The following is a 26606-nucleotide window of genomic DNA, read 5'->3' as shown; positions in this document are numbered from 1 at the left end:
GACGGCTCCATGACCACCTTCACCCCCACCACATCAGCCGAAGTGCTGTCCACCGTCGCCTGGGCCGTTGCGGAGGACTCGCCGCTGGAAATCCTTGGTCATGGTTCCAAGCGCGGCATCGGTCGTCCGCAACAGAGCGAACACACGCTCGACCTGTCGAAACTCACCGGCGTTACGCTCTACGAGCCTGCCGAACTGGTGCTGTCGGCCAAGGCCGGCACACCGCTGGCCGACATCGAAAAGCTGCTGGCGCAAAACAGCCAGCAGCTTGCCTTCGAGCCGATGGATTACGGTCCGCTGCTCGGGGGCGAAGCTGGCAAAGGCACCATCGGAGGCGTGCTCGCCGCGAACCTTTCAGGCCCGCGCCGGCTGAAGGCGGGCGCGGCGCGCGACCATATTCTCGGCATCAATGCCGTTTCCGGTCGTGGCGAGGCCTTCAAGTCCGGTGGCCGCGTGGTCAAGAACGTCACCGGCTACGATCTGTCGAAACTGATGGCCAACAGCTGGGGCACGCTTGCCGTGTTCACCGATGTCACCTTCAAGGTGCTGCCTGCCGCCGAGACCGAGGTCACGCTCGCCGTCCGAGGTTTGCTCGATGATGCGGCTGCCGCAGCCATGGCGCTGGCGCTCGGCTCCAGCGCGGAAGTGTCGAGTGCCGCTCATCTGCCGGAGCGGATTGCCGCGCGTGTCGCCGGCGGGGCGCTCGGCAGCGAGGCCGCGACTTTGCTGCGCGTCGAAGGGTTTGGCCCCTCCGTCGCCTATCGCGTCGCCGCTCTGAAAACATTGCTCGCCAAGGCTGGTCCGCTGGAGGAGATTTCCGGCGAAGCGTCACGAGTGATCTGGCGCGATGTGCGAGATTGCAGGCCCTTCGCCGATGGCAGCGAGAAGCCTGTATGGCGGGTGTCGATGACGCCGGGACAGGGCCACCAGATGGTGTTGACGCTGCGCATGCAGGCTGCGGTCAGTGCCTTCTACGACTGGCAGGGCGGGCTGGTGTGGTTGCGCATGGAGGAGGGCGATCCGGAAGCCGCTTTGCTGCGCGGGCTGTTGAGAAAGCATGGCGGCGGCCATGCGACATTGGTGCGCGCGGCACCCTCCCATCGCGCCGCCCTGCCGGTGTTCGAATCGCAGGCGCCGGCATTGGCGGCACTCAGCCAGCGCCTGAAGCAGGAATTCGACCCGAAGAACATCCTCAATCCCGGCCGCATGGCCTAGGACCAGAACAGCGATGCAGACCAATTTTTCGCTTGCCCAGCTCGCCGACCCGCATGTCGCGCAATCGGAAAAAATCCTGCGCAAATGCGTGCATTGCGGCTTCTGTACCGCCACCTGCCCGACCTATGTGACGCTCGGCAACGAGCTGGATTCACCGCGCGGGCGCATCTACCTGATCAAGGACATGCTGGAAAACGGCCGGCCGGCCGACAAGGAAATCGTCACCCATATCGACCGCTGCCTGTCGTGCCTTGCCTGCATGACCACCTGCCCGTCGGGCGTCAACTACATGCATCTGGTCGACCATGCCCGCGCCCACATCCAGGAGACCTACAAGCGGCCGCTGCTCGACCGCCTGACCCGCGCCATGCTGGCGTTCGTGCTGCCCTATCCCGCGCGTTTTCGCGCTGCGCTCAGGTTGGCGAGGCTGGGCAAGCCGTTCATTGGCCTGTTCGAAAAGGTCCCGGCGCTGAAGCCGCTCAGCGCAATGCTCAAGCTCGCGCCGGCATCGGTCCCCGAAACGTCGCCGATGGCCTCGCCGGGTATCCATGCCGGGCAGGGGACGAAAAAGGGCCGCGTCGCCATCCTCACCGGCTGCGCGCAATCGGTGCTTGACCCCGCCATCAACGAGACGACGATTGCGCTGCTGACGCGGCTCGGCGTCGAGGTCGTGGTGCCGCCGGGCGAGGGCTGCTGCGGCGCGCTGGTGCATCACATGGGGCGCGAGCAAGCCGCCCTGGCCTCGGCCAGGCAAAATGTCGACGCCTGGACGCGCGCCATCGAACAGAGCGGGCTCGATGCCATTGTCATCACCGCGTCCGGCTGCGGCACGACGATCAAGGACTATGGCTTCATGCTGCGGCTGGACCCGGCCTATGCCGACAAGGCCGCGCGCGTGTCGGCGCTGGCGAAGGACATCACCGAGTATCTGGCCGGTCTCGACCTGCCCGAACCGGTGCGCAAGCCGGGCACCATCGTCGCCTATCATTCGGCCTGCTCGATGCAGCACGGCCAGAAGATCACCCGCCAGCCGAAGGAATTGCTGGCCAAGGCCGGCTTCATCGTGCGCGAGCCGCGCGAGGGCCATCTGTGCTGCGGTTCGGCCGGCACCTACAACATCCTGCAGTCCGAGATTTCGGCCAAGCTGCGCGACCGCAAGGTGAAAAACATCGAGGCGACAGGGGCCTCGATCGTCGCCACCGGCAACATCGGCTGCATCACGCAGATTGCGTCCGCAGCGAAACTGCCGGTGGTGCACACGATAAAACTGCTCGACTGGGCCTATGGCGGGCCGAAGCCGGAAGGCGTTGCGGAAGACAGCCTGATCGCGGCGGAGTAGGCCGATCCCAGTGCTTACTCGGCCGCGAGCCTGTCGGCCGTACCGTAGGTCGCTTCATAGAGCGCGCGCTGCCGGCTGAGCGCCACCATCGTATTACGCAGCAGGATCGCCACCGTGATCGGGCCGACGCCGCCCGGCACCGGAGTGATCCAGGAGGCGACTTCGCGCACGCTTTCGGTGTCGACGTCGCCGACGATACGGCTGGACCCGTCAGGCCCGATTTCGGAATTGATGCCGATGTCGATGACTGCCGCACCCGGCTTGACCATGTCGGCCTTGATCAGCCGCGGCTTGCCGACGGCGACGAACAGCGCATCGGCGCGCCGCGCATGGGCAGCGACCGATCGCGTTATGTGATGGCAGACCGTCACCGTCGCGCCTTCGCTCATCAGCAGGAAGGCGATCGGCTTGCCGACAATTTCCGAATGGCCGACGATGACGACTTCCAGCCCCTTGAGGTCAAGGCCGGTCTCTTTCAGCAACTCGACCGAGGCGGCGGCGGTGCAGGGCGCGAGGTCGAGCTGGTTGTAGACGATGTTGCCGATCGAGGCCGGATGCATGCCTTCGACATCTTTCAGCGGATGCACTGCCGCCTGCAGCGTCCTGATCGGGATATGCGCCGGCACCGGCCGCTGGATGATGATGCCGGTGACGCGCGGATCGGCATTCAGGCCGTGGATGGCCGCTTCCAGCTCGCCCGATGTGATGGTGGCGGGAAAGCGCCGTTCCTCGAAATCGATGCCAGCCAGTTGCGCCTTGGCGCGCTGGTTGCGCACATAGACATCCACCGCCGCGGTGTCGCCAACCGTGATCGAGATCAGCTTGGGCGGAAAACCCGCGGCTTTGGCAATCGCCGCATCCTCACGCACGGCGGCGATGATGCGCTTGGCAACCGGGCCGCCCTTGAGATAGCGGCTGTCGTGGGACAGGGGCATGGGGACAGGGACATGGGTGAACTCTTTTGCTCGGTTGCCGCCGACATAGCAAAAGAACATCGGCAAGGGCAGCACGAAAAGCGAACCGTCATGCCTGTTGCGCGACGCGCCGAGGAAACAGTGTCCCGTTACGCGTCAGGCTGCGGTCGAAACGGAAAGGGCAGCACGGTTTCCCGCACTGCCCTTTCTGACTGACCGCATCCCCATACGGCCCGTCCCCCGTTGTCCTCAGACTGACCCTGGAAAGCTAGTTGCTTTGCCGGCCAAGTGATTCGCTACCGGGAACTATATCACCTCGACCGTGGTTCCGACATTGACGCGTTCATAGAGGTCGACCACGTCCTCGTTGCGCATGCGGATACAACCAGACGACACCGCGCCGCCGATCGTCCACGGCTGGTTGGTGCCGTGGATGCGGTACTCGGTCGTGCCGAGGTAGAGCGCGCGTGCGCCGAGAGGGTTCTCCATGCCGCCGGCCAGATAGGTCGGCAAATAGCGGCCCTTGGCGGCCTCGCGCTTGATCATCTGAGCCGGTGGGCGCCAGTCCGGCCACTCGCGCTTGTTGGTGATCTTGTGCGTGCCCGACCATTCGAAGCCGGGTTTGCCGGTGCCGACGCCGTAGCGCCGCGCCTTGCCGTTCTTCTCGATCAGAAAGAGGAAATTCTGCGTCGTATCGATGACGATCGTGCCCGGCTTCTGCGGGCCGTCATAGGCGACTTCCTGTGGCAGGTAGATCGGGTTGATCTGCGGACGCATGGCCATCCGCTTGGGCGGCGGCTGCACCGCCGCCGTCTGCACCCGGTCGGGTTGCGCCGGCTGCGCATAGCGCAGGCGCGGCTGCTGCACGACCTGGCGGTTCTGGCGCACGATGCCGGGAGCATGGCCAAGCTGCAGCACCCAGGGTGCGGAAAGGTCGGGGCTCACCATCACCGGCGGCCTGTCGGCATAGCGGTCGCCGGCGGTTGAGGGCGTGACGCCTGCGGCAAACACAGCCACGGCGCCGAGCACGGGAAACAAAACTGTCTTCATCGGAACGCACCTTGATCGTCTGATACAACCAGGTGGAAACGACCCCCCGGTTCAGCGATCATTGGCGTGGAAGCAGCAACCGAAACATGAATCGGAATGCGTAAAATGCGTGAGTGTCAGTAAACCTTTTGGTGTGGTTACCGCCTGGTTCAGGAATCTGGTAAAGCCGCAGTAAATGCAGCGCACAAGCGCATTAACGAACGGATTTTTGGCTATGGAAAAGGAAAACACCGGTCTGCTTGCCGGTCCCGACGGTGTCGCGCGCTGCTTCTGGCACGGCAATCTGCCTGACTACCTGCACTACCACGACCATGAATGGGGCCGGCCTGTCGCCGACGACCGCAGGCTGTTCGAAAAGATCTGCCTTGAAGGCTTTCAGTCGGGCCTGTCATGGCTGACCATCCTGCGCAAGCGCGAGAATTTTCGCGAGGCCTTCGCCAATTTCGAATTCGACAAGGTCGCCGCCTTCACCGACAGGGATGTCGAGCGCCTGCTTGGCAATGCCGGCATCATCCGCCATCGCGGCAAGATCGTCTCGACCATCAACAACGCCAAGCACGCCCGCGAGATGGCCGATGAATTCGGCTCGCTGGCCGCCTGGTTCTGGAAGTTCGAACCCGGCAAGGACGAGCGGCCCGAAATCGTCGATCTCGCCCATCTGCGCGCCAACCCGACCACGGCGGTCTCGGTTCGCATTTCGAAGGAATTGAAGAAGCGCGGCTGGAGCTTTGTCGGCCCGACCACGGTCTACGCCTTCATGCAGGCCATGGGCCTGGTCAACGACCATCTCGAGGGCTGCGTCTGCCGCAGGCAAGTCGAGAAGGAACGGAAGGCTTTCAAGCGGCCGAAATAGGGCTCGCACCTCCCCCTTGTGGGACGCGAGTGGGTAACTTCAGGTGCCGTTGACGCTGGCCAGGAAAAGCCCGGCGACGATTGCCACCACCGTGGCCACGGTCGGGTAGATCACCAGCAGGCCGGTCATCAACGCGTCGCGCATCGATGGCCCCTTGCCGGTGTCGGCCGATATCTCGAACGGACCGGCAGCCTGGCTGACCATTTTCTGAGCGTGGATGTCGGCCGCGCGCAGGCGCGCGGGCAATTCGCCTGCACCGCTGTCGATGGCATGGAATTTTGTTGCGCTGGTCATGGTCCGAACCCCTTCGTGTCGCTGCGGGTTATCGGCTGCGATTGTGTCGGCACGATGCCGCGCTCATGGCGGGATTGTTTCATTTCCGGTGCGTTCTTGTTTCAGGGTGGTTCGGTTCCGTCCTTCTCACCGCGGGAGAGGCAAGGCTGCAAAGCCTTGCCGCACAAAGCTGCATCGGTTAGGACACGCGCGCTGCGGAAGTAGGAAATTTCCTACCGCACAGCGCCACGAAACACCGAGTACCCATCCCATGGCCGACAAATCGGAAAAGACGAAAGCGCGACTGCCGCGCGGTTTTGCTGACCGCAGCGCTGAAGACATCCGCGCCGTCGAGAAGATGATGTCGACGATCCGCTCGGTCTTTGAGCTTTATGGCTTCGAACCGGCCGACCAGCCGCTGATCGAATACACCGATGCGCTGGGAAAATTCCTGCCTGACCAGGACCGCCCGAACGAAGGTGTGTTCTCCTTCCAGGATGACGATGATCAGTGGCTGTCGCTGCGCTACGACCTGACCGCGCCGACGGCGCGCTTTGTCGCCGAGAACTATGAGCGCCTGCCAAAACCCTACCGCAGCTATCGCTCCGGCTGGGTGTTCCGCAACGAGAAGCCCGGCCCCGGCCGCTTCCGCCAGTTCATGCAGTTCGACGCCGACACGATCGGCACGCCGGGCGTGGCCGCCGACGCCGAAATGGCCATGATGATGGCCGACGTCATGGAAGCGCTCGGCATCAAGCGCGGCGACTACGTCATCCGCGTCAACAACCGCAAGGTGCTGGACGGCGTGCTGGAGGCGATCGGCCTTGGCGGCGACGAGAATGCCGGCCGCCGACTGACGGTGCTGCGGGCGATCGACAAGCTCGACAAGCTCGGACCGGAAGGCGTGAGACTTCTGCTTGGGCCGGGGCGTTGGGACGGCGGCAAGGAAGGCGAAGGCGACTTCGCCAAAGGCGCCGGACTGAATGATTTGCAAGCCGAGGCGGTCCTTCTTGCGACAGCGAAGGATGAACAGGCTGGCCAGGATTCCAGCGTCAGCGCGAACGCGGTCTACCAGGAAGGCGTCGGCGAACTCTCGACGATTGAAGCCTTGGTCAGGGCGGCTGGATACGCCCAAGACCGTATCGCCATGGACCGCTCGGTGGTGCGTGGTCTCGAATACTACACCGGCCCCGTTCTCGAGGCCGAACTGCTGGCCGAGATCCCCAACGAGGACGGCCAGATCGTGCGCTTCGGCTCGGTCGGCGGCGGTGGCCGCTATGACGGTTTGGTCTCGCGCTTTCGCGGCGAGCCGGTGCCGGCAACCGGTTTCTCCATCGGCGTCTCCAGGTTGATGACGGCGCTGAAGAACCTCGGCAAGCTCGACAGCGCTGACGTGATCGCGCCGGTCGTCGTGCTGGTGATGGACAAGGACACTGACAGCCTCGGCCGCTACCAGAAGATGGTCGCCGAGTTGCGCGGCGCCGGCATCCGTTCCGAAATGTATCTTGGTGGCGCCGGCATGAAGGCGCAGCTCAAATATGCCGATAGGCGCGGCTGCCCGGTCGCAATCATCCAGGGCGGCGACGAGCGCGCCAAGGGCGAGCTGCAGATCAAGGATCTGATCGAAGGCGCGCGCATGTCGGCCGAGATCACAGACAACGCCGAATGGCGCGCCGCGCGGCCGGCGCAGGTGACGGTGGCGGAAAGCGAACTGGTCGCCGAAGTGAAGAAGATTTTGACGGCGCAGGCCGAGGAGAGGGCACGTGGCAAGTAGAGGTCGCGTTCCTTCGCGCCCCCCTCTGTCCTGCCGGACATCTCCCCCACAAGGGGGGAGATTGGCCGCTTCATCCGCCTTGCGTTTCTTGCAATATAGGCGATTGGCGAAAGCCGTCGCGACATTCGATCTCTCTCCTTGTGGGGGAGATGTCCGGCAGGACAGAGGGGGGCGCCGTGGAGCGCCGACCTTCGGTCGACCCGCTGATCCCAAACCAGTGGGTCATGCGATATGGAGGCCGGCAGATTGACCTCCCGCTACCCCGCCATCGCCACCGACATCATCAACCTCTTCGCCACGCGCAACACGCATGCGGTCGAAGTCGCCGTGCTGCAGCCGGCCGACCCGTTCCTCGACATGGCGGGCGAGGATCTGCGCCGGCGTATTTTCCTCACCGAAAGCGAGACAGGCCAGGCGCTCTGCCTGCGGCCGGAATTCACCATTCCGGTCTGTCTGGACCACATCAGCTCGCAGGCCGGCACGCCGCGCCGCTATTCCTACCTCGGCGAAGTGTTTCGCCAGCGCCGCGAAGGCGGCAACGAGTTCTTCCAGGCCGGCATCGAGGATCTCGGCGACCGCGACACCGCGCAAGCCGATGCCCGTTCGCTGGCCGATGCGCATGCGTTGCTGTCGCTGGTGTTGCCGGGTCAGGCCTTGGCGATCACGCTCGGTGACCAGACCATTTTCGAGGCGGTGCTGGCAGCGCTTGGGTTGCCGCGCGGCTGGCGCATGCGACTGGCGCGGGCCTTCGGCTCGGCGCCGATGCTAGAGGCGGCACTCGCCGATCTCGCCAACCCGCCGCGCAACGGTCAGCTCTCAGGTCCGGTCGCAGCCCTTGTCCTCGACGACGATCTGGAAGGTCTTTCCGCCCACATCGCGGGCGGCATGGAAGAGGCGGGCCTGTCGGCCTCCGCCGGGCGCTCGCCGGCCGACATTGCGCGGCGGCTGATCGAGAAGGCCGAATTGCGCAGCGTGCGGCTGTCGAACGAGGCCTTCGCGGCGCTGAAGGGTTTTCTGGCGATCGACGTGCCGCTGAATGGCGCGGCCGAGGCGCTGGCCTCTTTCGCCAGTGACGCCGGGCTTTCGCTGGGCGCCGCGCTGGAGAAGTTCGCTTCCCGCGCCAAGGCGATCGAGACGCACGGCCTGCCGGCCGAAAAGATCCGCTACGATGCCGCTTTCGGCCGCCCGCTCGACTACTACACCGGCCTGGTGTTCGAAATCGCGGCGCAGGATGGAGACCGGCCGCTGGTTGGTGGCGGCCGCTATGACCGGCTGCTGACGCTGCTTGGCGCGAAGACGCCGATCCCCGGCGTCGGCTTTTCCGTCTGGCTCGACCGCATCGACGCATTGCGGGAGACGGCGCCATGATCACCCTGGCGATCCCGTCGAAAGGCCGGCTGAAAGAGCAGGCGCTGGAGGTGCTGGCCAGGGCCGGGCTCACTGTGCGCCTGCCCGGCGACGAGCGCGCCTATCGCGCCCGCATCGAAGGCGCGGAAAGCATCGAAGTGGCGTTCCTGTCGGCTTCCGAGATTGCTGGCGAGATCGGCCAGGGCGCGGTCGATCTCGGCATCACCGGCGAGGACCTGGTGCGCGAGAACATTGCCGACTGGGAGGCACGCGCCGAAATCGTCGCTCGTCTCGGCTTCGGCAATGCCGATGTCGTGGTAGCGGTGCCCGAGATCTGGCTCGACGTTGACACCATGGCCGATCTCGACGACGTCGCCGCCGATTTCCGCCAGCGCCACGGCAGGCGGCTGCGCATCGCAACCAAGTACTGGCGGCTGACGCAGCAATTTTTCTCGCAGAAACACGGCATCCAGGTCTATCGCATCGTCGAGAGCCTCGGTGCCACCGAAGGCGCGCCGGCGGCCGGCCTGGCCGATGTCATCGTCGACATCACCACGTCAGGCTCGACGCTGCGCGCCAATCATCTCAAGGTGCTCGGCGACGGCCTCGTGCTGCGCTCGCAGGCCTGTCTGGTGGCGTCAAGGAAGACGCGTACGGCGGCGGATGAGGCTCTGTTGCGCGACATCGCCGCGAAGATGACGGCGGCGGTCGGATAGCGGTGGGGCTTCCTGCCCTCTACGGCTACCATCAGGGCTCCGAACTCAGCTTAACAAAAGGCCTGGCGGCGGCCAGCCCAACGGTGCCGGCCGCCTTTTTGATAGGAATTTATTCCTAATTATGTCGTTGACACCACAAACCCTAGGGATAGTATGGGCTGCAAGAAAGGTAAGCAGCCATGTTCTCCGCACCGCACTTCCACAACGACGAAGCCGCCCGCAGGCTCTTGGAAGAAATCCGCTGGCCGGAATTCCGCAATTGCCCGCATTGCGGCACGGTTGACCGCTCGTACGCTACCAAGCGCACCCAGAAGTGCGGCGCTACCGTTTACCGTTGCGGTGAGCCTGAATGCAGGAAGGATTTCAGCGTCACGACCAAGAGCGTAATGGAGTCCTCGCATATCCCGCTCCACAAGTGGATGCAGGGCTTCTTTCTCATGGCTTCGTCCAAGAAAGGTGTCTCGGCTCACCAGCTTCATCGCATGCTCGGCATCACCTATAAGGCGGCTTGGTTTATGGCCCATCGCATTCGCGAAGCCATGCGCGCCGATGGCACCTTTGGCCCGCTTGGCGGCGAGGGCCAGATCGTCGAGGCCGACGAAACCTATTACGGATACCGCGACGACAAGAAGCTCGGCAAGACCACCAAGCGCGGCAAGCGCGGGCATGGTGGACAGCGCCCGATTATCGCCTTGGTAGAGCGTGGCGGCTCCGTCCGCACGTTCTATGCAGCCGTGGCGGACAAGGCCACCGTGACCAAGATCGTTGCCGAGAACATCGCCCGCGAAAGCTACCTCTACACCGACGAAAGCCGCCTCTATGGCGATACTGACCAGATCTTTGCCGAACATCACACCGTCAAGCATTCCGCTGGCGAATATGTCCGTTATGAGAGCGAGCGGATTGTCCACACGAACACAGTTGAAAACGTGTTCTCAGTCTTCAAGCGCGGTATGCGCGGCGTCTACCAGCATTGCGCCGAGAAGCACCTGCATCGCTATTTGTCGGAATTCGATTTCCGCTACAACCATCGCTCGGCGCTTGGCGTCGAGGATCAGGCCCGCACCCGCGCGGCGATTGAAGGCGCTTCCGGTAAGCGCCTTACCTATCAATGTCCTGACTAGTCCAGTTTTCCATCACCGCGCCCTGCGGTTTTTGCGCTGGCGGAAGAAGCATCCGAAGAAACGGAAGAAGACTTAGGTTTTCTTCCGCGCTTCTGTTGCGCGGTCACGCCAATCGGAGTCATGCTCTTCAATGGTGCGGGAGGCGTGTTTACCGCAGACTTCAATAGTCTGCGGAAACGGTCCTCCGCTTCGTTGTCGCCGTAAAGATCACTCTGTTGTCGTGCCATCAATGATCACCAAAATCGGAGAAAAAGACCGCTTCGGCTACGATGATAGAGGAAGGCCCGTCGCTGTTCAAATCATCCCTGGTTTTGTCGCATTCGGTCACATCATTTGCCAGCGGATCAAGACCGCTACCGACGCTGGCTTTGAGGACGGCTGCCGGCTCTATGCCGATGGGGCCGCTACCATCTACCTGTTTAGCCCAGCCGCTCAGGCTGTCGAGCTTTGGAGCGGGCGATGGAAGAAGGACGAGGTAACGGGTCACTACGCCGTCAACCCGCAGTACATCGGCGTTCTCGATCGGTCGTTTGTGGATATCGCTGAGGCCCGCGCGTTCTTCGAAACTCCGCAGCCAATGGCTATAAGAGCGGAATACCTCACGATCGACGGGCAAACGACGCCCCACGCTGACATTATTGCGGACCGCGAATTTGCTTTGACGCTGGACAAGGCCCCACGTCGATTCCCCGACAGGCGAATTGATCGCACGCAGCTTCCGAATGATGAGCGGGAGGCAGCCGATGATTTGGATTTTCTCGTCCATAATCTATTTGGCTATGTATTCAGGTTTCATGCTGCTTCGAAGCTCATGACCTACGCCAACACGCTTCACTTTTCGCGACCGGCATATGTCCCGCAAAACGAAGCTACGTTTTTCATTTCTATGGAATGGAGACAGATGGCGGCACGTGACGCAGCTTTCAGCCTATATCACTTCCAGCATACCTTTGAGGTGATAAGCAAAGAGGCGATTAGGCGCGCGCCTAATCTGCGCAGCCGTATCGACCTTAGTAAACTCAGGATCGCGCGAAAGCTGTTCGCATCTCAATTCAAAGACGTAGTTCCGATGCGCAATGCGCTAGGCCATGCGGGAGAGTTTTACAGCACCACAAAGGCGCGGGCGACGCACAGTCCGAACAAGAACATGTTCTTGGAGTTTGTCATCTCTGGCGAGGTCTATTCCGTCGAGTCATATGGTAGGCGGCTCTCGCTGGATATGTCCCTTGTAGCCGCTCAGCGGTTGGAACGGGTCAAAACACTTATCATCGAAGCGCTTGCCGCAGCTTTGGCCCCATCGAAGGTTCAGCCAACAGCCGCTCAGCAACCGCAAGGAAATTGAACCTTCCGTCTACGGTTGTCCTCTCAAACAATTCATGATCTTCAGGGCCAAGCAGATGGGCCGGAATGTCCTTAGGGACGCCCACCTCGAACTCGCCAAGGAATGCGTTCGGATCATCTTCCCGCAAGGCGCGGTAGAGCTTTCTCGCCAGCCGCATGGCTTCGAGTTCCAGAGTTGAGCTAGGGTTGCGACCACTTATGCCCATCTATAAAAACTACAGCTTGGGTCTTGTGGTGTCAACGACATAATTAGGAATTTATTCTTGACTTGTGAGGGCAGTTATGCTACTAATTTGGCTATGGTGCTGATTTGCGCCACTGACCCGCCGCACGGCGGGTTTTTTCGTTCATGCTTCGCCAACCAGCGCGCCGGCGAAGACTCCGAAGAAATCCGTTAACCCGGATTCGTTGCCCTGCCTCTACCATCGGCGGGATTTTCACCACCCCTTCAGGCTGATAGGCTCGACCATCCCGGGAGGAGACAGCGATGCCGATCAATCTCGACGAGCTGAAGAATGCCACCAATTTGCGCGGACGTGGATCGCGCAATGGCAGTGTCTTCGTAGCGCCCGTCGACGGCAAGGCGCATGTTTCGGGCGAGCGCACGACGCCGCTGCTCGACAAAACCATTCCCGGGCTGTTTTCCGACACCGCCAGCAAATACGCCACGCAAGACGCCGCCGTCTTCGTCGACCAAGACAAGCGCTTCACCTGGAGCGAGTTGTCGGACACGGTCGACGCGCTGGCCGCCGGCTTCCTGGCGCTCGGCCTGTATAAGGGCGATCGCGTCGGCATCTGGTCGCCCAACCGCTGGGAATGGCTGGTGACGCAGTTCGCCACCGCCCGCATCGGCCTCATCCTGGTCAACATCAACCCCGCCTACCGGCTGACCGAGCTGGACTATGCCTTGAACAAGGTCGGCTGCAAGGCGCTGGTGACGGCGGTCAAGTTCAAGACCTCCGATTACCTCGGCATGATCGAGACGCTGGCGCCGGAAATCGCCACCGCCACGCCCGGCAAGCTCAAGGCGAACAAGCTGCCGGCGCTGAAGATCGTCATCCGCATGGGCGAGGACAACTCGCCCGGCATGTTCAATTTCGGCGACGTGCTGGCGATGGCCGGACGCGACGAGCATGACAGCCTCGACCGAATCTCCGAGGGGCTGAAGCCCGGCGAGGCCATCAACATCCAGTTCACCTCGGGCACCACGGGAGCGCCCAAGGGCGCGACGCTGACCCACAACAACATCGTCAACAACGGCAATTTCGTCACCTCGGCGATCAAACTGACCGTCGACGACCGGCTGTGCATCCCGGTGCCGCTCTATCATTGCTTCGGCATGTCGATGGGCACGATGGGCTGCGTGTCGAAGGGCGCGACCATGGTTTTCCCGGGCGAGGGGTTCGATCCCGGCGCCACGCTGAAGGCGGTGGCGAGTGAGCGCTGCACCGGCCTCTATGGCGTGCCGACCATGTTCGTCGCGCTGCTCGATCATCCGGATTTCTTGTCTTTCGATCTGTCCAGCCTGCGCACCGGCATCATGGCCGGCTCGCCATGCCCGATCGAGGTGATGAAGAAGGTGGTGTCGCTGATGCATATGGCGCAAGTCACCATCGCCTATGGCATGACCGAGACCAGCCCGGTGTCGTTCCAGAGTGGCGTCGACGACCCGCTGGAAAAGCGGGTCTCGACGGTCGGGCGCATCCACCCTCATGTCGAGGTCAAGGCGGTCGATGCCGATGGCGCCACTGTCGGCGTCGGCTCGCCGGGCGAGCTGTGCACGCGCGGCTATTCGGTGATGAAGGGCTATTGGGACGACGAGAAGAAGACCCGCGAGGCCATCGACACCGACGGCTGGATGCACACCGGTGACCTCGCCACCATCGACGCCGAGGGCTATTGCAACATTGTCGGCCGGGTCAAGGACATGGTCATCCGCGGCGGCGAAAACGTCTATCCGCGCGAGGTCGAGGAATTCCTCTACCGCCATCCCAAGGTGAAGGAGGTGCAGGTGTTCGGCATCCCCGACGCCAAATATGGCGAGGAGCTGTGCGCCTGGATCGTGCTCAAGCCAGGCCAGATCGCCACCGAACAGGAGATCAAGGCCTTCTGCGCCGGCCAGATCGCCCACTACAAGGTCCCGCGCTACATCCGCTTCCGCAGCGAATTGCCGATGACGGTGACCGGGAAACCGCAGAAATTCCTGATGCGCAATGCGATGGTCGAGGAACTGGGATTGGTGACACAGAAGACCGCTTGAGCGAGGGCGGCGCTTCGATTTGTTTGGTGCCCTCGATGCAGCCAAGGTCGCGATCCTGCGGCATCGTTTGGAGCCGCGGGTGACGTTGTTTGTGAGGGACCGAACGCCGGCCGTTGGGGCCTACCGGCTTCGCGGTGATTTGGCTGAGGTGCTCCACATGGGTTTTCCGCAAGGTTCGCAGAAACGCATAGGGGGCTTGAATGAGTGGTTTCGGACGATCGGTGATTTCTTATGCGATGCCCTTGGCCGCTTTGGTGATGGCTGTTGCAGTCAGGGCAAGCGGGCTGTCGGTAGACGAAGGTTCGCCGAGCGTCAGGATTCTTGTTGGAGCGCTTTCGAGCGCGATCATGTTCATCACCATTTTCGTGGTGCTCGACCATGCCGAGGCGGTGGCTCGGCGTGTGGGAGAGCCCTACGGCACATTGGTGCTGACTTTTGCCGTGACGGCAATCGAAGTGTCGATCATCGTTTCCATGATGCTGCATGGAGAGAACAACCCTACGCTTGCACGTGAGTCCGTCTTTTCAACGGTGATGATTACATCTACCGGCGTTGTCGGCATGTGTCTCGCGCTTGGCGGCTGGCGTCATCGCAAGCAGGCAATCGTTCGACAAGGGACCAGCGCGTATTTGGCGGTTCTGATCGCACTGACCGTCATGACGCTCATTCTGCCAACCTACACACAAACTACGGGACCTGGCACATTTTCAGCTGCTCAACTTGGCTTTGTGAGTGTGCTTTCAGTGCTGCTTTATGCAAGTTTTGTGTTCGCGCAGACTATCCGGCACCGAGACGATTTCGTCCAAGGACATGAACACGACGTTTCGATGCGGACTGCCCCTCACGAAAGCGTCTCTGCCAGCACTTTGCTCCTGTTAATCGGGCTGATCGGAATTGTCATGCTCGCCGAGCAAGTCGCCGCAAGTGTTGAAGATACGCTCGTTACCTATCAGGTGACCCAGGCTGACAGTATTGTGGGGGCATTGATCGCCGGGTTGGTTTTGATGCCAGAGGCCATTTCGGCGGTTCGTGCTTCACTCAACAATGAGCTGCAACGCGGCTTGAATGTTGCGATGGGTTCGGCCTGCGCCACAATTGGTTTGACAATACCGGCGGTCGCAGCCGCCAGCCTGCTGACGGGAAGAGGGTTAACCCTGGGGCTTCCAGCGACTGACACAGTACTTTTGATTTTAGCACTCTTCATATGCAACGTGAGCTTTAGTACCGAAAGAACGACATTCTTGACTGGCATGGTCCATATCGTGGTATTTTTTACGTATATATTTCTTATATTTGTACCATGAAGAATTCCGTTGGCTGGCGATTGGATGCAGAGACGAGACGGCCACCGGTTCCGTCAACGGACTGCTTGGGCTCAAAAGCCTGGAAGCCGATAGCGAACTGCAGACGACCGCGCCTGCCTGAAATGGTGTGCCAATCCGCGCATGCCAAAGAAAAAGGCGCGGACTAGCCCGCGCCTCTCCTGTTGAGCCTTCCAAAGCTCAGTCCTTTTCGAACACCCGCGCCTTGGCGACGACGCCGGCGATGGCGCCGCCGATCAGCGGCGCGACGATGAAGAGCCAGAGCTGGCCGATCGCCGCAGCGCCGGAGAACAGCGCCGGGCCGATCGAGCGGGCCGGATTGAGCGATGTACCGGTCACCGGGATGATGGCGAAGTGCAGTCCGGCCAGTGTCAGGCCGATGACCAGCCCGGCGAACGCCGTCGAGTGCTTTTCAGCCGTAACGCCGAGGATCACGGTGACGAAGGTGAAGGTGCCGATCAGTTCCCACAGGAACGCCGAACTCACGCCCCATTTCGCCACGTCCCAGCCATTGGCGCCGAAGCCGCCTGTGTGTCCGCCGGTCTGGCCGGAGACGATGATCCACAGCGCGAGCGAGGCGAGAATGGCGCCGATAATCTGCGCGATCCAGTAGGGGATGACATCCTTGGCCGGCAGCCGGCCGGCAAGGAAGACACCGAGCGTCACCGCCGGATTGAGATGCGCGCCAGAAATGGGACCGATCGCATAGGCCGCCGCAATGAGGCCGATGCCGAACGCCAGACCAATGCCTTCCTGGCCGAGCGGCAGCGCGCCGCCGAAGCCGCCTGTCACCACAGAAGCCGTACCGATGAACACCAATAGAAATGTGCCTAGAACTTCCGCCAGATAAGTCTTCATTGCCCTCTCCTCGTAACGATCCGCTAGTCTGCGTTTTCGTACCGCGAATCATGGTGGCAAGAGTATTCCCTACCGAAAAACTTGGAAAGCAGCGCAGTTGCGCCAGATCGCATGCTTGCAGGCGTCAGTTACGAACATTAGAGACCCGTTATCTATTGATCGATCTCTTGTTGCCGGTCAGGGACATTTACTGGTCGGGCGGATGCGGGGGGGCCCCGGTTGGGATAACCTCGTCGCCATGATACGGAAGCGGGGTTCAATCCAGACGTGAAAGGCTCTAAGAGCAGGCCCGGAGATCTTGTTTTCGATTTGATGGAATGACGAATGCGACTGGGCGGACGGCTGGCTGCGGCCATCGAAGTGCTGGAAGACATCGGCCGGCGTCACCGGCCGGTCGCCGATGCGCTGAAGGATTGGGGCCTGTCGCATCGCTTCGCCGGTGGCGGCGACCGCGCGGCGATCGGCAACATCGTCTATGACGCCTTGCGCCGCAAGCGTTCCGCCGGCTGGCTGCTCGGCGAAGAGACGCCGCGCGCCATCGGCTTCGGCGCGCTGCTGCTCGAATGGGGCCAGACGGCGCAGTCGCTCAACGGCGCGCTCGATGGCGACAAGTTCGCGCCGCCGCTGCTGACTGCCACCGAACTTCAGGCAATTGCCGACCGCCGGCTGGCCGATGCGCCGGCCGTGGTGCGGGCCGACATACCGGATTGGTGCGCGCCGCTTTTCGAGAAAACCTTCGGCGCGACCTGGGCCGACGAGGGTGCCGCGCTGGCGACGCGCCCGCCGCTCGACCTCAGGGTCAACACGCTACAGGCCAATCGCGCCAAGGTGCTGGCCGAACTGACGGGAACCGGCGCGAAACCTGCGGCAATAGCGCCGCAAGGCATCCGCATCCCGCCGATCGATGGCGACGGCCGGCATCCGAACGTGCAGGCCGAGCCGGCCTTCCAGAAAGGCTGGTTCGAGGTCCAGGACGAAGGCTCGCAGGTGGCGGCTGCCCTTGCCGGGGCCGAGGCCGGCATGCAGGTCCTCGACTTCTGCGCCGGCGCCGGCGGCAAGACGCTGGCGCTGTCGGCTTCGATGGACAATCGCGGCCAGATCTTTGCCCACGATGCCGAGAAGGCGCGGCTGGCGCCGATCTTCGACCGCATCCGCCGCTCGGAAAACCGCAATGTGCAGGTCGTCACCAAGCCGGCCGAACTCGCTCCGCTCGCGGGCCACATGGACATCGTGCTGGTCGACGCGCCCTGTACCGGCAGCGGCACCTGGCGGCGCCGTCCCGATGCCAAATGGCGGCTGACGCAGAGACAGCTCGACGCCCGCAAGGGCGAGCAGGCGGCGATCCTCGATGCGGCCAAGGCCTACGTCAAGTCAGGCGGCCTGCTGGTCTACATCACCTGCTCGGTGTTCGACGAGGAGAATGGCGAGCAGGTCGCGGCCTTCAGGGACCGCAACAGCGGTTTTGTCCCGGTCGATCACCGCGCGCTCTGGGACAGCCGTTTTCCCGGCCATGAAGCAGCATCGCGGATCGGTCCGGCAGGCGACATCTCGCTGTCCCCGGCGCTGAGTGGCACCGATGGCTTCTATTTCTGCGCCATGCGCAGGGCGAATTGACGCTTGCCGTTGACAGCTGGCGATGGCGCTCCAGTTGCAGATGCGCGGCATCGGGCCGCCATCACGGGGTGGAATTCTTGCAAAGATATCTGTCGCTTCTGCTCTTCCTCATCTCGGTGTTGGGTGGAGGCCTCCTGATCGGCTACGTGACGCTGCCGGGTGCCTGGTATGCGTCGCTGGCCAAGCCGCCCTTCAATCCACCCAACTGGGTCTTTGGACCTGCCTGGACACTGCTCTATGCGCTGATCGCCATTGCCGGCTGGCGGACATGGCTGCACGAGCCGACTGGAGCTGCGATGAAGATCTGGGGCGTCCAGCTCTTCCTGAATTTCCTGTGGTCGCCGACCTTCTTCGGCGCCAGGATGGTGGGGCTGGCGTTCGTGGTGATTGTGCTTCTTCTCGCTAGCATTGTGCTGTTCATCGCCAGCGTCTGGAACCGTGACCGGACTTCCGGCTGGCTGTTCGTTCCTTACGCGGCCTGGGTGGCTTTCGCCACCTTGCTCAACGCATCGCTTCTCTGGCTAAACTAACGTTGCCTTCAAGCTCGTTTTGTTGCAGTGCAGCAAAAGCATTTGCCTGTCGCCCATGCCTCTGCAATAAGCTTATCCGCATAAAGGAAGGCAGCGGCCATGGCAGCAAAGATCGTACCCGCCCCGGACTATGAAGATCGCGTCAGAACCTCCTTCGCGCGCCAGAAGGCTATGGCGACGATCGGCGCCGAGTTGACGCTGGTGACGCCCGGCATCATCGAGATCGAGATGCCTTATTCGGCGGCACTGACCCAGCAGCATGGCTTTCTGCATGCCGGCGTCATTTCGACGGCGCTGGACTCGGCCTGCGGCTATGCCGCGTTCTCGTTGATGCCGGAAAGCTCCAGCGTGCTGACCATCGAGTTCAAGGTCAATCTGCTGGCGCCGGGCAGGGGCGAGCGCTTCCTGTTTCGCGGTTCGGTGACCAAACCCGGCCGCACCATCATCGTCGCCGATGGCCAGGCCTATGCCTTCGCCGCTGACGGCGAGGCCAAGCTCATCGCCACGATGACCGGCACGATGATGACGGTGGTCGGGCGTGATGGGATTGAGGGGTGAGTTGCCAGTTCGCCGCAGGCGAATTCATCGTGCCAGTGGCACGATGAAAGGCCACGAACGTCGGGAACTGCCGCGGGCAGCGGGTCCTGGCGAGCGGCGGCCCAGATAAGCAGACAATCGGAGCAGGCAGGGGTAGATCATCGTGACCGGCAAAGTGTCTCGCCTCTCAGGCAAGGACGTCCTCTTCGTGATGGCGGCGCAAGCCGAATACGGCCCGCACCTGAAGCGATTGTTCGCACCTTTCATGACCGGCGTTGGGCCGGTCGAGGCCGGTGTCAGGCTTGGCGCCCAATTGTCCCTGATGAAGTCCCAAGAAGCCCTGCCGGATCTCGTCGTCTCGCTCGGCTCAGCCGGCAGCCGGACGCTGGAGCAGACGGAAATCTACCAGGTCGTCTCGGTCAGCTACCGCGACATCGACGCCTCGCCGCTCGGCTTCGAAAAGGGCGCAACGCCCTTTCTCGACCTGCCGGTGACCGTGCCGTTGCCGTTCCGGATTCCGGGAATAAAGGCGGCAACGCTGTCGACCGGCGGCGCGATCATCACCGGCACTGCCTATGACGCGATTGCCGCCGACATGGTCGACATGGAGACCTTCGCCTGCCTGCGCGCCTGCCAGCTGTTCGACATCCCGCTGATCGGGCTGCGCGGCATTTCCGACGGGGCGGCGGATCTCAGGCACGTCGGCGACTGGACCGAATATCTGCACGTCATCGACGAGAAGCTGGCCGAGGCGGTCGGGCTGCTGGAGCAGGCGCTCGGCGAAGGTCTGCTGGGCGCCTGACCACAATTCGGATCAAGCCGCCAGGCTCGCCGGATCGCCGAAATCGATGCGCGAAATGCGGCCGCGCACGGCGCCATTCGCATCGACATAGTCGATTGCTCCCGGCGAATGATCGAGTTTCCAGGAGCCGGTGGGACCATCTTTCCATTCGACCTTGTAGCCGTCGTCGAGCAGCGTCCAAAGCCCATGGAACAGGGTACCATCCGGCAGCAGCATATGCGCCAGGGTCTCGTTCTCGTAGTGGATGAAGGCGTCCTTGCCGCCCATGTCGATGACATGCGTGGTGCCGATCATGATAATGGCCAGCGTGTTCTTGTCGAGAATTGTCATGGTCCCTGTCCGTGTGCTTGAGTTCGAAAGAGCCTCGACGGGATGCGTATCGTCAAGTATCTTGACTATATGGAGTCGAGATAAGATGGTCAAGGAGCTTGACGAAAAAACCGAAGCATTGCCCGATCACGTCGGCTGGCGGCTATGGCAGGCAAGCCGTGCCTGGCAGGCCGAATTTGCCGCCGCGATGCGGGCCGCAGGCCACGGCTGGTTCACCGAGGCACGCGCTGGATTGCTTGGACACATCAGCAGGGGTGGCGTGCGCCAGTCGGCGTTGATCGAACGCTCTGCAATCTCCAAGCAGGCGATCCAGCAACTGCTCGATGGCCTCGAGGCGGAGGGTATCGTCGAGCGTCTGCCCGATCCGCAAGACGGCCGCGGCAAGCTGGTGCGCTACACGCACAAGGGGCTGGATGCCTTGCGCGACGGCGACCGGGTCAAGATGGAGATTGAGCGGCGCTATGTCGGTCGCATTGGCGAGAAGCGGTTCACCGCGCTCATGGGCGCCTTGCGGGCGCTCGAGGCCGGACAGGTTGCGGCAATGGGTGAAGACGCTGGCGCTGAAGGGGAAGTCGTGGAATCGAAGTGACAGCAAGGCCTCGCAACCCATTGCGCCGACTCATTTCTTTCTCTAAACGCTCGCCATGAAAACAGCCAATCATCCCGACACCGTCCTGATTGTCGATTTCGGCAGCCAGTTTACGCAGCTCATCGCCCGCCGCATCCGCGAGGCCGGCGTGTTTTCCGAGATCGTGCCGTTCCAGTCGGCCGAGGCGGCGTTCAAGCGCATCAATCCGAAAGCCGTGATCCTGTCCGGCGGCCCGGCCTCGACCAGCGATATCGGCAGCCCGCGCGCGCCGCAGATCGTCTTCGACGCCGGCGTGCCGGTGCTCGGTATCTGCTACGGCCAGATGGCCATGTGCGTGCAGATGGGCGGCGTCGCCGAAAGCTCCGATCATCGCGAGTTCGGCCGCGCCTTCGTCGAGATCGAGAACGATAGTCCGCTATTCGAGGGCCTGTGGGCACCGGGCCAGCGCCATCAGGTGTGGATGAGCCATGGCGACCGCGTCATCTCCTTGCCCAAGGGCTTCGAGGTGTTTGGCAAGTCGGAAGGGTCGCCCTTCGCCATCTTCGGCAATATCGAGCGCAAGATGTACGGCATCATGTTCCACCCCGAGGTGGTGCACACGCCGGATGGCGCCCGGCTGCTGAGAAATTTCGTTCACAACATCGCCGGCATCGAGGGCGACTGGACGATGCGCGCCTATCGCGAGCACGCGGTCGAGGCGATCCGCAAGCAGGTCGGCAAGGGCAAAGTGATCTGCGCGCTCTCGGGCGGCGTCGACTCCTCGGTCGCGGCCCTCTTGATCCACGAAGCGGTTGGCGACCAGCTCACCTGCATCCTCGTCGACCACGGGCTGATGCGCAAGGACGAGGCCGCTGGCGTGGTGGCGATGTTCCGCCAGCATTACAATCTGCCGCTGATCCTGGTCGATGCCGCGGACAAGTTCATCTCGGCGCTCGAAGGCGAGGCCGACCCGGAGAAGAAGCGCAAGACCATCGGCCGGCTGTTCATCGAGGTGTTCGAGGAGGAGGCGAAGAAGCTCGGCGGCGCCGATTTCCTGGCGCAAGGCACGCTCTATCCCGACGTCATCGAAAGCGTCTCCTTCACCGGCGGCCCGTCGGTGACGATCAAGTCGCACCACAATGTCGGCGGCCTGCCCGCGCGCATGAACATGCAACTGGTCGAGCCGCTGCGCGAACTGTTCAAGGACGAGGTGAGGGCGCTCGGCAAGGAGCTCGGCCTGCCCGAAAGCTTCATCGGTCGGCATCCGTTCCCGGGTCCTGGTCTCGCCATCCGCTGCCCGGGCGGCATCACCCGCGAAAAGCTGGAGATCCTGCGCGAGGCCGACGCCATCTATCTCGACGAGATCCGCAAGGCCGGCCTCTACGACGCCATCTGGCAGGCCTTCGCCGTGCTGCTGCCGGTGCAGACGGTCGGCGTCATGGGCGACGGCCGCACCTACGAGTTCGTCTGCGCATTGCGCGCCGTCACCTCGGTCGACGGCATGACGGCGGATTTCTACCACTACGACATGGCGTTCCTGGGTGCCGCCGCCACCCGCATCATCAACGAAGTGCGCGGCATCAACCGCGTCGTCTACGACGTCACCTCGAAGCCGCCCGGCACAATCGAGTGGGAGTAGAGGGGTACCAGGCATCAATAGCGTAGCTTGCTGAGCCGCCCAGTCCCGTTCGTCACCTTCCGCTGCTTGGTTGCGATAACCTCTCTCGGTCTCCTAACAACACAGGATTGATCTGAACGAGGATGTAAAGTGCAGTCGGCATGTTGGAGAGTTGCGGCGTACAATGGCGTGCGAAAAGGCGGCTTTGCTTCGTGCCGCAAGACCGTCATTCAACGGCTGCCTCAATCCCTCGGCACTTAGTTCGGCCGACCAAAATCAGGCGGATAATATCGCTGAAAAAACGACGGTATCCGCCGCTTGTCACACCAATCACGCAACGTGTTTGCGTTCCCTTTGGCGTGGCTTCAATCTTGCAAGCACCAAATCGAATGGAGTTATAACAAACACGAGCAGTCAACTGCGTCACTTGCCAAGCAAATCGAGAATGGATGGAACTTGGTCAGATCACTGCTTCTTCCAGAAATGGTTCATTGCGCGGTATGCGCTCATAGCTGAATGGCGACAGGTCGAGCGTCTGAAAGGCACCGTGGACAATCAGCTCCGACACCGCCCGGCCGACGGCCGGCGACTGTTGCAGGCCGTGCCCGGAGAAGCCGTTGGCGAACATGAAGTTGGTCACCTCCGGGTGGAAGCCGACGATGCCGTTGTGGTCGAGCATGTTGTACTCGTAATGGCCGGTCCAACTCGTCTGAACCTTCAATGCGTCGAAGGCTGGAATGCGGTGCCAGAGCGCCGGCCAGATGTAGTCGTCGAACTCTTCATGGTGCATTTCGAAGTCGTCGTAGTCGGCCGGTCCGTCGCCTTGCGGCGTGTTGCCTGTAAGGAAAAGCTCGCCTTCGGGACGTACGAACGTACCGGAGAGGTCGATGACATTGGGCATCCGACCGGGGATAGGGTTGGCGCTGGCGAAGACGAAGCTGTAGCGCTTGTAGGGCGCGACCGGGATCGACAGGCCGGCCATGGTGGCGACCTGTTGCGCGCGCGGGCCTGCGGCGTTGACCAGTGTTCCACAGCCGATCGTCTGGCCGGTCGCGAGGCGCACTGAGACGACCCGCCCATCGGCAACATCCAGTCCCGTCACGGCATTGTCGATATACTCGACACCGCTGGCGCGGGCGGCCCGGCGGAACCCGTTCATCATGCCCATGGAATCGAACCAGCCCTCTTCCCGTGCCCCCCAGGAACCGCCGCCGAGATCCTCGACATTCAACCAGGGAAAGCGCTCCTTCAGCGGACCCGGCTCGAGGAAGACCGTGTGGGCGCCAAGGCTACGCTGCAGATCGACGCGCTCACGCGCCGCCTCCACGCCATCGGGTGAGCAGCAGTAGAGATAGCCATGCTCGCGAAAGCCGAGGTCGGGGGCCGGTTCGTCCTTGTAGAAGGGTGCCATCCGCTCCTGGAACCCACGGATGATCTCGATGCCGAACTGGCTGATCTTCACATTGATGGGATTGGAATATTGCTGGCGGATGGCGCTGGTGGAGAGCGCCGTCGAGGAAAACTCATAACTAGAGTCGCGCTCGACCACGAGGATCGAGGTGCCGCTGCCCAGCGCCTGGCTCAGCCAATAGGCCGTCGACGAACCGATGACTGCGCCACCGACGATGACGATGTCGTAGGCGGTGTGCGAAGGTACTTTGTAAGAGGGTATCGCCATGATCTGTCTCCGGCTCAGTGACTGAATGACGCGACCAGGGCATCCGAACCCCGCGCCAGCAGGCCGAGGTCGGAACCGACGGCAACCATGGTGAAGCCGTCGGCGAGATAGCGGTCGGCGTCTGCCTTGACCGGCGCCAGAATGCCGCTTGCCTTGCCTGCCGACGTTGCGGCCTTGCGTACGGACGAAATTGCCTCTTGCACATGCGCCGCGCCGGGGTTGCCCATCGCACCCATGTTGGTGGAGAGGTCCCCAGGACCGACAAAGAGGACGTCGACGCCGTCAACCGCGGCAATTTCGGCGGCATTGGCGACGCCGGTCTCGTCCTCGATCTGCACGGCAAGCAACTGCTGGGCGCGCGCATTGCCATGATAGCCGGCGATGCGGCCGAATGCGTTGGCGCGATGGCCGACGGAAAAGCCGCGGACGCCGCCCGGCGCATAGGTCATCGCGGCGACGATGGTGCGCGCCTGCTCCGCCGTACGCACATTGGGGATCATCAGGCTGCGTGCGCCGATATCCAGCGCCTGCTTGATCAAATTGGCGTCGTCGCAGGGTAGCCGCACCACCGCCTCGCTGTCGAAGCCGCCCATCACCTGCAGCTGCGCCATGATGCTGCGCAGATGGTTGGGGCTGTGCTCGCCGTCGATCAGCACCCAGCCGGCTCCGGAGCCCGCGACGATCTCAGTGGTCAGGGCCGAGGCTAGCGAGCACCAGATGCCGATGTGAGCCCGGCCTGCCGCCATGGCGGCCTTCAATGTGTTGCGGCGCTCCTGCATTTTTGCGATCGGTCTCCCGTGAAAGACGGTCCATTGAAATTTGTATGATGTCCTATATCATATGACATTAATTCGCTGCAAGATACGTCCGGGGCGCCCAAAGTCCTGAGCGATCATGAACAGTCAAAAGAAAAGGAGTGAGCCGATGCGCGGAACCGGCAAGGCCGACATCTTCGTGATGCTGGCCCATCCAGTGGCACATGCCAAGAGCCCCGGCATATTCAACGAGATCTTCGAGCAGAAGGGCCTCGACAGCCTCATGGTACCGTTGAGCTGTCGGCCGGAGGATTTCGAAACCTTCTGGGCCGGCATCACGGCGGCCGAGAACATCCGCGGCGTGATCATCTCGGTGCCCTACAAGATCGCGGTCTACCACAAGTGTTCCGCCGCCCACGACCGCGCCGCACGAGTCCAAAGCGCCAATTCGGTCCGCCGGCTGCCGGATGGAAGCTGGTACGCCGACAATTTCGACGGCGTCGGCTTCATCGAAGGTCTCAAGGCGGGCGGGCATCAGATTGCCGGCCGTCGCATCCTCCAGGTCGGCGCCGGCGGCGCCGGCGCGTCGCTGACCTACTGTCTGGCCGAAGAGGGCGCTGCGGAGATCCGCCTGGCCGACATCGAAAGTGCCCGCGCGGAGAAGCTCGCTTCGCTCGTCAGCAAGGCGTTTCCAAAATGCCGTATCGAAGTCGGCCAACCCGATCCGTCTGGCATGGACATGGCGATCAACGCGACGCCTTCTGGGCTGAAGGCCAACGATCCGCTGCCTATGGATGCGACCAAGCTGACTCCGGACATGACGGTCGTCGACATCATCATGGACCCGGCCGAGACGGCGCTGCTCAAGGCAGCGAAGGAGATCGGCTGCCGCATCCAGCCGGGGCGCCCGATGATGGATTTCCAGGTCGAAGCAATGTCCGCTTTCTTCGACATCGAGCGGAAGGATCGCAGCCATGGCTGAGACACTGACCGCCGTCATCATCGGCGGCACTTCCGGCATCGGACGCGCGATCGCGACGCGCTTCGCCGAGGACGGCTACCATGTGGTCGTCGCAGGCAGGGACGCGATACGCGGCAAGGAGGCGGCCAACGCCTGCGAGACGGCGGGCGCACCGCGCGCTTTGTTTGTCCAGACCGATGTCGCCGACGTGGGCTCGGTGGAGGCGCTAGCGCAGGCCGTCAGCGCTGTGTTCGGCACGCCGCATGTCGTCGTCAACTGCGCCGGCATCCTGCAGAGCGGCCAGCATGTCCTCGACCAGGATCTCGACGAAGACGAGAAGATGTGGCGGGTCAACTATCGCGGAACGCTGCTGGGTTGCCAGGTTTTCGGCCGGCTGATGTCGGCCGCCAGGCGCGGCGCGATCCTGAATGTCGGCTCGCTAGCCTCTTTCGCGCCGCTGTCTCTGCCGGCCTACACGCCGGGCAAGCATGCGGTCCTGGCCCTGACCCAGATCCTGGCGGCCGAACTCGGCCCGCATGGCGTGCGCGTGAATGCGGTGGCGCCCGGCTACACGCTTTCCGATGGGTTGAAGGCCAGGATCGCCAAGGGCGAACGCAATCCCGAGGCGATCCAGGCCACCACGGCGCTGCGCCGCTTCGTCGAGCCGCGCGACGTTGCCGAGGCGGCACTGTTCCTCTGCTCGGACCGCGCCGCGTCGATAACCGGCGTGACCTTGCCTGTCGATGCCGGCTGGCTCGTTCAGGCGCCTTACGCGCAGTACCTGCAGGGCAACCCCATCCGGCAGACGCCGGCAATCTGACAAGGAC

Annotated in this window: 27 protein-coding genes; 19 read left to right on the top strand and 8 right to left on the bottom strand. The window is 62.7% G+C overall.

Annotated features, from left to right (window positions below; genetic code table 11):
- Positions 1 to 9: 9 nt before the first annotated feature.
- Together ACFSOZ_RS02315 and glcF are read left to right on the top strand one after the other, a co-directional pair.
- A complete protein-coding gene (locus ACFSOZ_RS02315; protein ID WP_379093130.1) occupies positions 10 to 1215 on the top strand; it encodes an FAD-binding protein in 1206 nt (401 codons plus the stop codon).
- Between the two features lie 13 nt (positions 1216 to 1228).
- On the top strand, positions 1229 to 2554 hold the full coding sequence (gene glcF / locus ACFSOZ_RS02310; RefSeq protein WP_379093127.1) for a glycolate oxidase subunit GlcF: 1326 nt from the start codon (positions 1229 to 1231) through the stop codon (positions 2552 to 2554).
- A gap of 14 nt (positions 2555 to 2568) precedes the next feature.
- Here glcF and ACFSOZ_RS02305 read toward each other — a convergent pair whose 3' ends face one another.
- Together ACFSOZ_RS02305 and ACFSOZ_RS02300 are read right to left on the bottom strand one after the other, a co-directional pair.
- Positions 2569 to 3489 (bottom strand): bifunctional 5,10-methylenetetrahydrofolate dehydrogenase/5,10-methenyltetrahydrofolate cyclohydrolase, encoded by a 921-nt coding sequence (locus tag ACFSOZ_RS02305; RefSeq protein ID WP_379093124.1) that lies wholly within the window; start codon positions 3487 to 3489, stop codon positions 2569 to 2571.
- A gap of 285 nt (positions 3490 to 3774) precedes the next feature.
- Positions 3775 to 4518, bottom strand: a complete 744-nt coding sequence (locus ACFSOZ_RS02300; RefSeq protein WP_379093121.1) for a L,D-transpeptidase — start codon at positions 4516 to 4518, stop codon at positions 3775 to 3777.
- A 214-nt stretch (positions 4519 to 4732) separates the two neighbouring features.
- Between ACFSOZ_RS02300 and ACFSOZ_RS02295 the strand changes: the two genes are divergently transcribed.
- A complete protein-coding gene (locus tag ACFSOZ_RS02295) occupies positions 4733 to 5371 on the top strand; it encodes a DNA-3-methyladenine glycosylase I (protein ID WP_379093118.1) in 639 nt (212 codons plus the stop codon).
- A gap of 39 nt (positions 5372 to 5410) precedes the next feature.
- Here ACFSOZ_RS02295 and ACFSOZ_RS02290 read toward each other — a convergent pair whose 3' ends face one another.
- The gene (locus ACFSOZ_RS02290) at positions 5411 to 5665 is read right to left on the bottom strand and encodes a hypothetical protein (RefSeq protein ID WP_379093115.1); all 255 of its coding nucleotides are present in this window, start codon (positions 5663 to 5665) and stop codon (positions 5411 to 5413) included.
- A gap of 250 nt (positions 5666 to 5915) precedes the next feature.
- On the opposite strand from ACFSOZ_RS02290, the gene hisS reads away from it, so the two are divergent.
- The 4 genes from hisS to ACFSOZ_RS02270 all read left to right on the top strand — a co-directional run bounded on the left by hisS (position 5916) and on the right by ACFSOZ_RS02270 (position 10605).
- Positions 5916 to 7418 (top strand): histidine--tRNA ligase, encoded by a 1503-nt coding sequence (gene hisS / locus ACFSOZ_RS02285; RefSeq protein ID WP_379093112.1) that lies wholly within the window; start codon positions 5916 to 5918, stop codon positions 7416 to 7418.
- Between the two features lie 246 nt (positions 7419 to 7664).
- A complete protein-coding gene (locus tag ACFSOZ_RS02280) occupies positions 7665 to 8786 on the top strand; it encodes an ATP phosphoribosyltransferase regulatory subunit (RefSeq protein ID WP_379093109.1) in 1122 nt (373 codons plus the stop codon).
- Complete coding sequence (hisG, locus tag ACFSOZ_RS02275) at positions 8783 to 9481, top strand: ATP phosphoribosyltransferase (RefSeq protein ID WP_379093106.1); 699 nt, start codon at positions 8783 to 8785, stop codon at positions 9479 to 9481. The genes ACFSOZ_RS02280 and hisG overlap by 4 nt, the downstream gene beginning before the upstream one ends.
- 179 nt (positions 9482 to 9660) lie before the next feature.
- Positions 9661 to 10605 carry an IS1595 family transposase gene (locus ACFSOZ_RS02270; protein ID WP_379093103.1) on the top strand — a complete coding sequence of 315 codons (945 nt, stop codon included), beginning with the start codon at positions 9661 to 9663 and terminating at the stop codon, positions 10603 to 10605.
- Here the strand turns inward: ACFSOZ_RS02270 and ACFSOZ_RS02265 are convergent.
- Positions 10602 to 10832, bottom strand: a complete 231-nt coding sequence (locus tag ACFSOZ_RS02265) for a hypothetical protein (RefSeq protein WP_379093100.1) — start codon at positions 10830 to 10832, stop codon at positions 10602 to 10604. The two genes, ACFSOZ_RS02270 and ACFSOZ_RS02265, sit on opposite strands and share 4 nt — an antisense overlap.
- Before the next feature lie 2 nt (positions 10833 to 10834).
- Here ACFSOZ_RS02265 and ACFSOZ_RS02260 point away from each other — a divergent pair, with 2 nt between their 5' ends.
- The 4 genes from ACFSOZ_RS02260 (at position 10835) to ACFSOZ_RS02245 (ending at position 15510) form a co-directional block, all read left to right on the top strand.
- Positions 10835 to 11947 carry a hypothetical protein gene (locus ACFSOZ_RS02260; RefSeq protein WP_379093097.1) on the top strand — a complete coding sequence of 371 codons (1113 nt, stop codon included), beginning with the start codon at positions 10835 to 10837 and terminating at the stop codon, positions 11945 to 11947.
- Between the two features lie 34 nt (positions 11948 to 11981).
- Positions 11982 to 12125: a hypothetical protein gene (locus ACFSOZ_RS02255; RefSeq protein ID WP_379093094.1), complete on the top strand. Its 144-nt coding sequence runs from the start codon at positions 11982 to 11984 to the stop codon at positions 12123 to 12125.
- A gap of 308 nt (positions 12126 to 12433) precedes the next feature.
- On the top strand, positions 12434 to 14206 hold the full coding sequence (locus ACFSOZ_RS02250; RefSeq protein ID WP_379093091.1) for an AMP-binding protein: 1773 nt from the start codon (positions 12434 to 12436) through the stop codon (positions 14204 to 14206).
- A gap of 200 nt (positions 14207 to 14406) precedes the next feature.
- Complete coding sequence (locus ACFSOZ_RS02245) at positions 14407 to 15510, top strand: calcium:cation antiporter (protein ID WP_379093088.1); 1104 nt, start codon at positions 14407 to 14409, stop codon at positions 15508 to 15510.
- Positions 15511 to 15708: 198 nt separating this feature from the next.
- On the opposite strand, the gene ACFSOZ_RS02240 is transcribed toward ACFSOZ_RS02245, so the two are convergent.
- Positions 15709 to 16386 carry an MIP family channel protein gene (locus tag ACFSOZ_RS02240; RefSeq protein WP_379093085.1) on the bottom strand — a complete coding sequence of 226 codons (678 nt, stop codon included), beginning with the start codon at positions 16384 to 16386 and terminating at the stop codon, positions 15709 to 15711.
- Between the two features lie 324 nt (positions 16387 to 16710).
- Here ACFSOZ_RS02240 and ACFSOZ_RS02235 point away from each other — a divergent pair, with 324 nt between their 5' ends.
- The 4 genes from ACFSOZ_RS02235 (at position 16711) to ACFSOZ_RS02220 (ending at position 19869) form a co-directional block, all read left to right on the top strand.
- Positions 16711 to 18000 (top strand): RsmB/NOP family class I SAM-dependent RNA methyltransferase, encoded by a 1290-nt coding sequence (locus ACFSOZ_RS02235; RefSeq protein ID WP_379093082.1) that lies wholly within the window; start codon positions 16711 to 16713, stop codon positions 17998 to 18000.
- A 77-nt stretch (positions 18001 to 18077) separates the two neighbouring features.
- A complete protein-coding gene (locus ACFSOZ_RS02230) occupies positions 18078 to 18530 on the top strand; it encodes a TspO/MBR family protein (RefSeq protein WP_379093079.1) in 453 nt (150 codons plus the stop codon).
- A 99-nt stretch (positions 18531 to 18629) separates the two neighbouring features.
- Positions 18630 to 19088 (top strand): PaaI family thioesterase, encoded by a 459-nt coding sequence (locus tag ACFSOZ_RS02225; RefSeq protein ID WP_379093076.1) that lies wholly within the window; start codon positions 18630 to 18632, stop codon positions 19086 to 19088.
- 190 nt (positions 19089 to 19278) lie between these two features.
- Entirely contained in the window at positions 19279 to 19869 is a 591-nt protein-coding gene (locus ACFSOZ_RS02220; RefSeq protein ID WP_379093843.1) for a 5'-methylthioadenosine/S-adenosylhomocysteine nucleosidase, read from the top strand.
- A 12-nt stretch (positions 19870 to 19881) separates the two neighbouring features.
- Here ACFSOZ_RS02220 and ACFSOZ_RS02215 read toward each other — a convergent pair whose 3' ends face one another.
- Entirely contained in the window at positions 19882 to 20199 is a 318-nt protein-coding gene (locus tag ACFSOZ_RS02215) for a hypothetical protein (RefSeq protein ID WP_379093073.1), read from the bottom strand.
- Between the two features lie 85 nt (positions 20200 to 20284).
- Between ACFSOZ_RS02215 and ACFSOZ_RS02210 the strand changes: the two genes are divergently transcribed.
- Complete coding sequence (locus ACFSOZ_RS02210) at positions 20285 to 20788, top strand: MarR family winged helix-turn-helix transcriptional regulator (protein ID WP_379093070.1); 504 nt, start codon at positions 20285 to 20287, stop codon at positions 20786 to 20788.
- 55 nt (positions 20789 to 20843) lie between these two features.
- Positions 20844 to 22406: a glutamine-hydrolyzing GMP synthase gene (gene guaA / locus ACFSOZ_RS02205; RefSeq protein WP_379093067.1), complete on the top strand. Its 1563-nt coding sequence runs from the start codon at positions 20844 to 20846 to the stop codon at positions 22404 to 22406.
- 439 nt (positions 22407 to 22845) lie between these two features.
- On the opposite strand, the gene ACFSOZ_RS02200 is transcribed toward guaA, so the two are convergent.
- The gene (locus ACFSOZ_RS02200; protein ID WP_379093064.1) at positions 22846 to 24063 is read right to left on the bottom strand and encodes an NAD(P)/FAD-dependent oxidoreductase; all 1218 of its coding nucleotides are present in this window, start codon (positions 24061 to 24063) and stop codon (positions 22846 to 22848) included.
- A 14-nt stretch (positions 24064 to 24077) separates the two neighbouring features.
- A complete protein-coding gene (locus ACFSOZ_RS02195; protein WP_379093061.1) occupies positions 24078 to 24842 on the bottom strand; it encodes an HpcH/HpaI aldolase family protein in 765 nt (254 codons plus the stop codon).
- A 145-nt stretch (positions 24843 to 24987) separates the two neighbouring features.
- On the opposite strand from ACFSOZ_RS02195, the gene ACFSOZ_RS02190 reads away from it, so the two are divergent.
- Positions 24988 to 25800, top strand: coding sequence for a shikimate dehydrogenase family protein (locus ACFSOZ_RS02190; protein ID WP_379093058.1), 813 nt, complete (start codon positions 24988 to 24990; stop codon positions 25798 to 25800).
- The gene (locus ACFSOZ_RS02185; protein WP_379093055.1) at positions 25793 to 26599 is read left to right on the top strand and encodes an SDR family NAD(P)-dependent oxidoreductase; all 807 of its coding nucleotides are present in this window, start codon (positions 25793 to 25795) and stop codon (positions 26597 to 26599) included. The genes ACFSOZ_RS02190 and ACFSOZ_RS02185 overlap by 8 nt, the downstream gene beginning before the upstream one ends.
- The last annotated feature ends 7 nt before the right edge of the window (positions 26600 to 26606 follow it).

Source organism: Mesorhizobium newzealandense, from assembly GCF_042682145.1.
Taxonomy (GTDB): Bacteria; Pseudomonadota; Alphaproteobacteria; order Rhizobiales; family Rhizobiaceae; genus Mesorhizobium; species Mesorhizobium newzealandense.
Note: the sequence above shows the minus strand (reverse complement) of the source record. Positions and strands in the feature narration are given on the sequence as shown.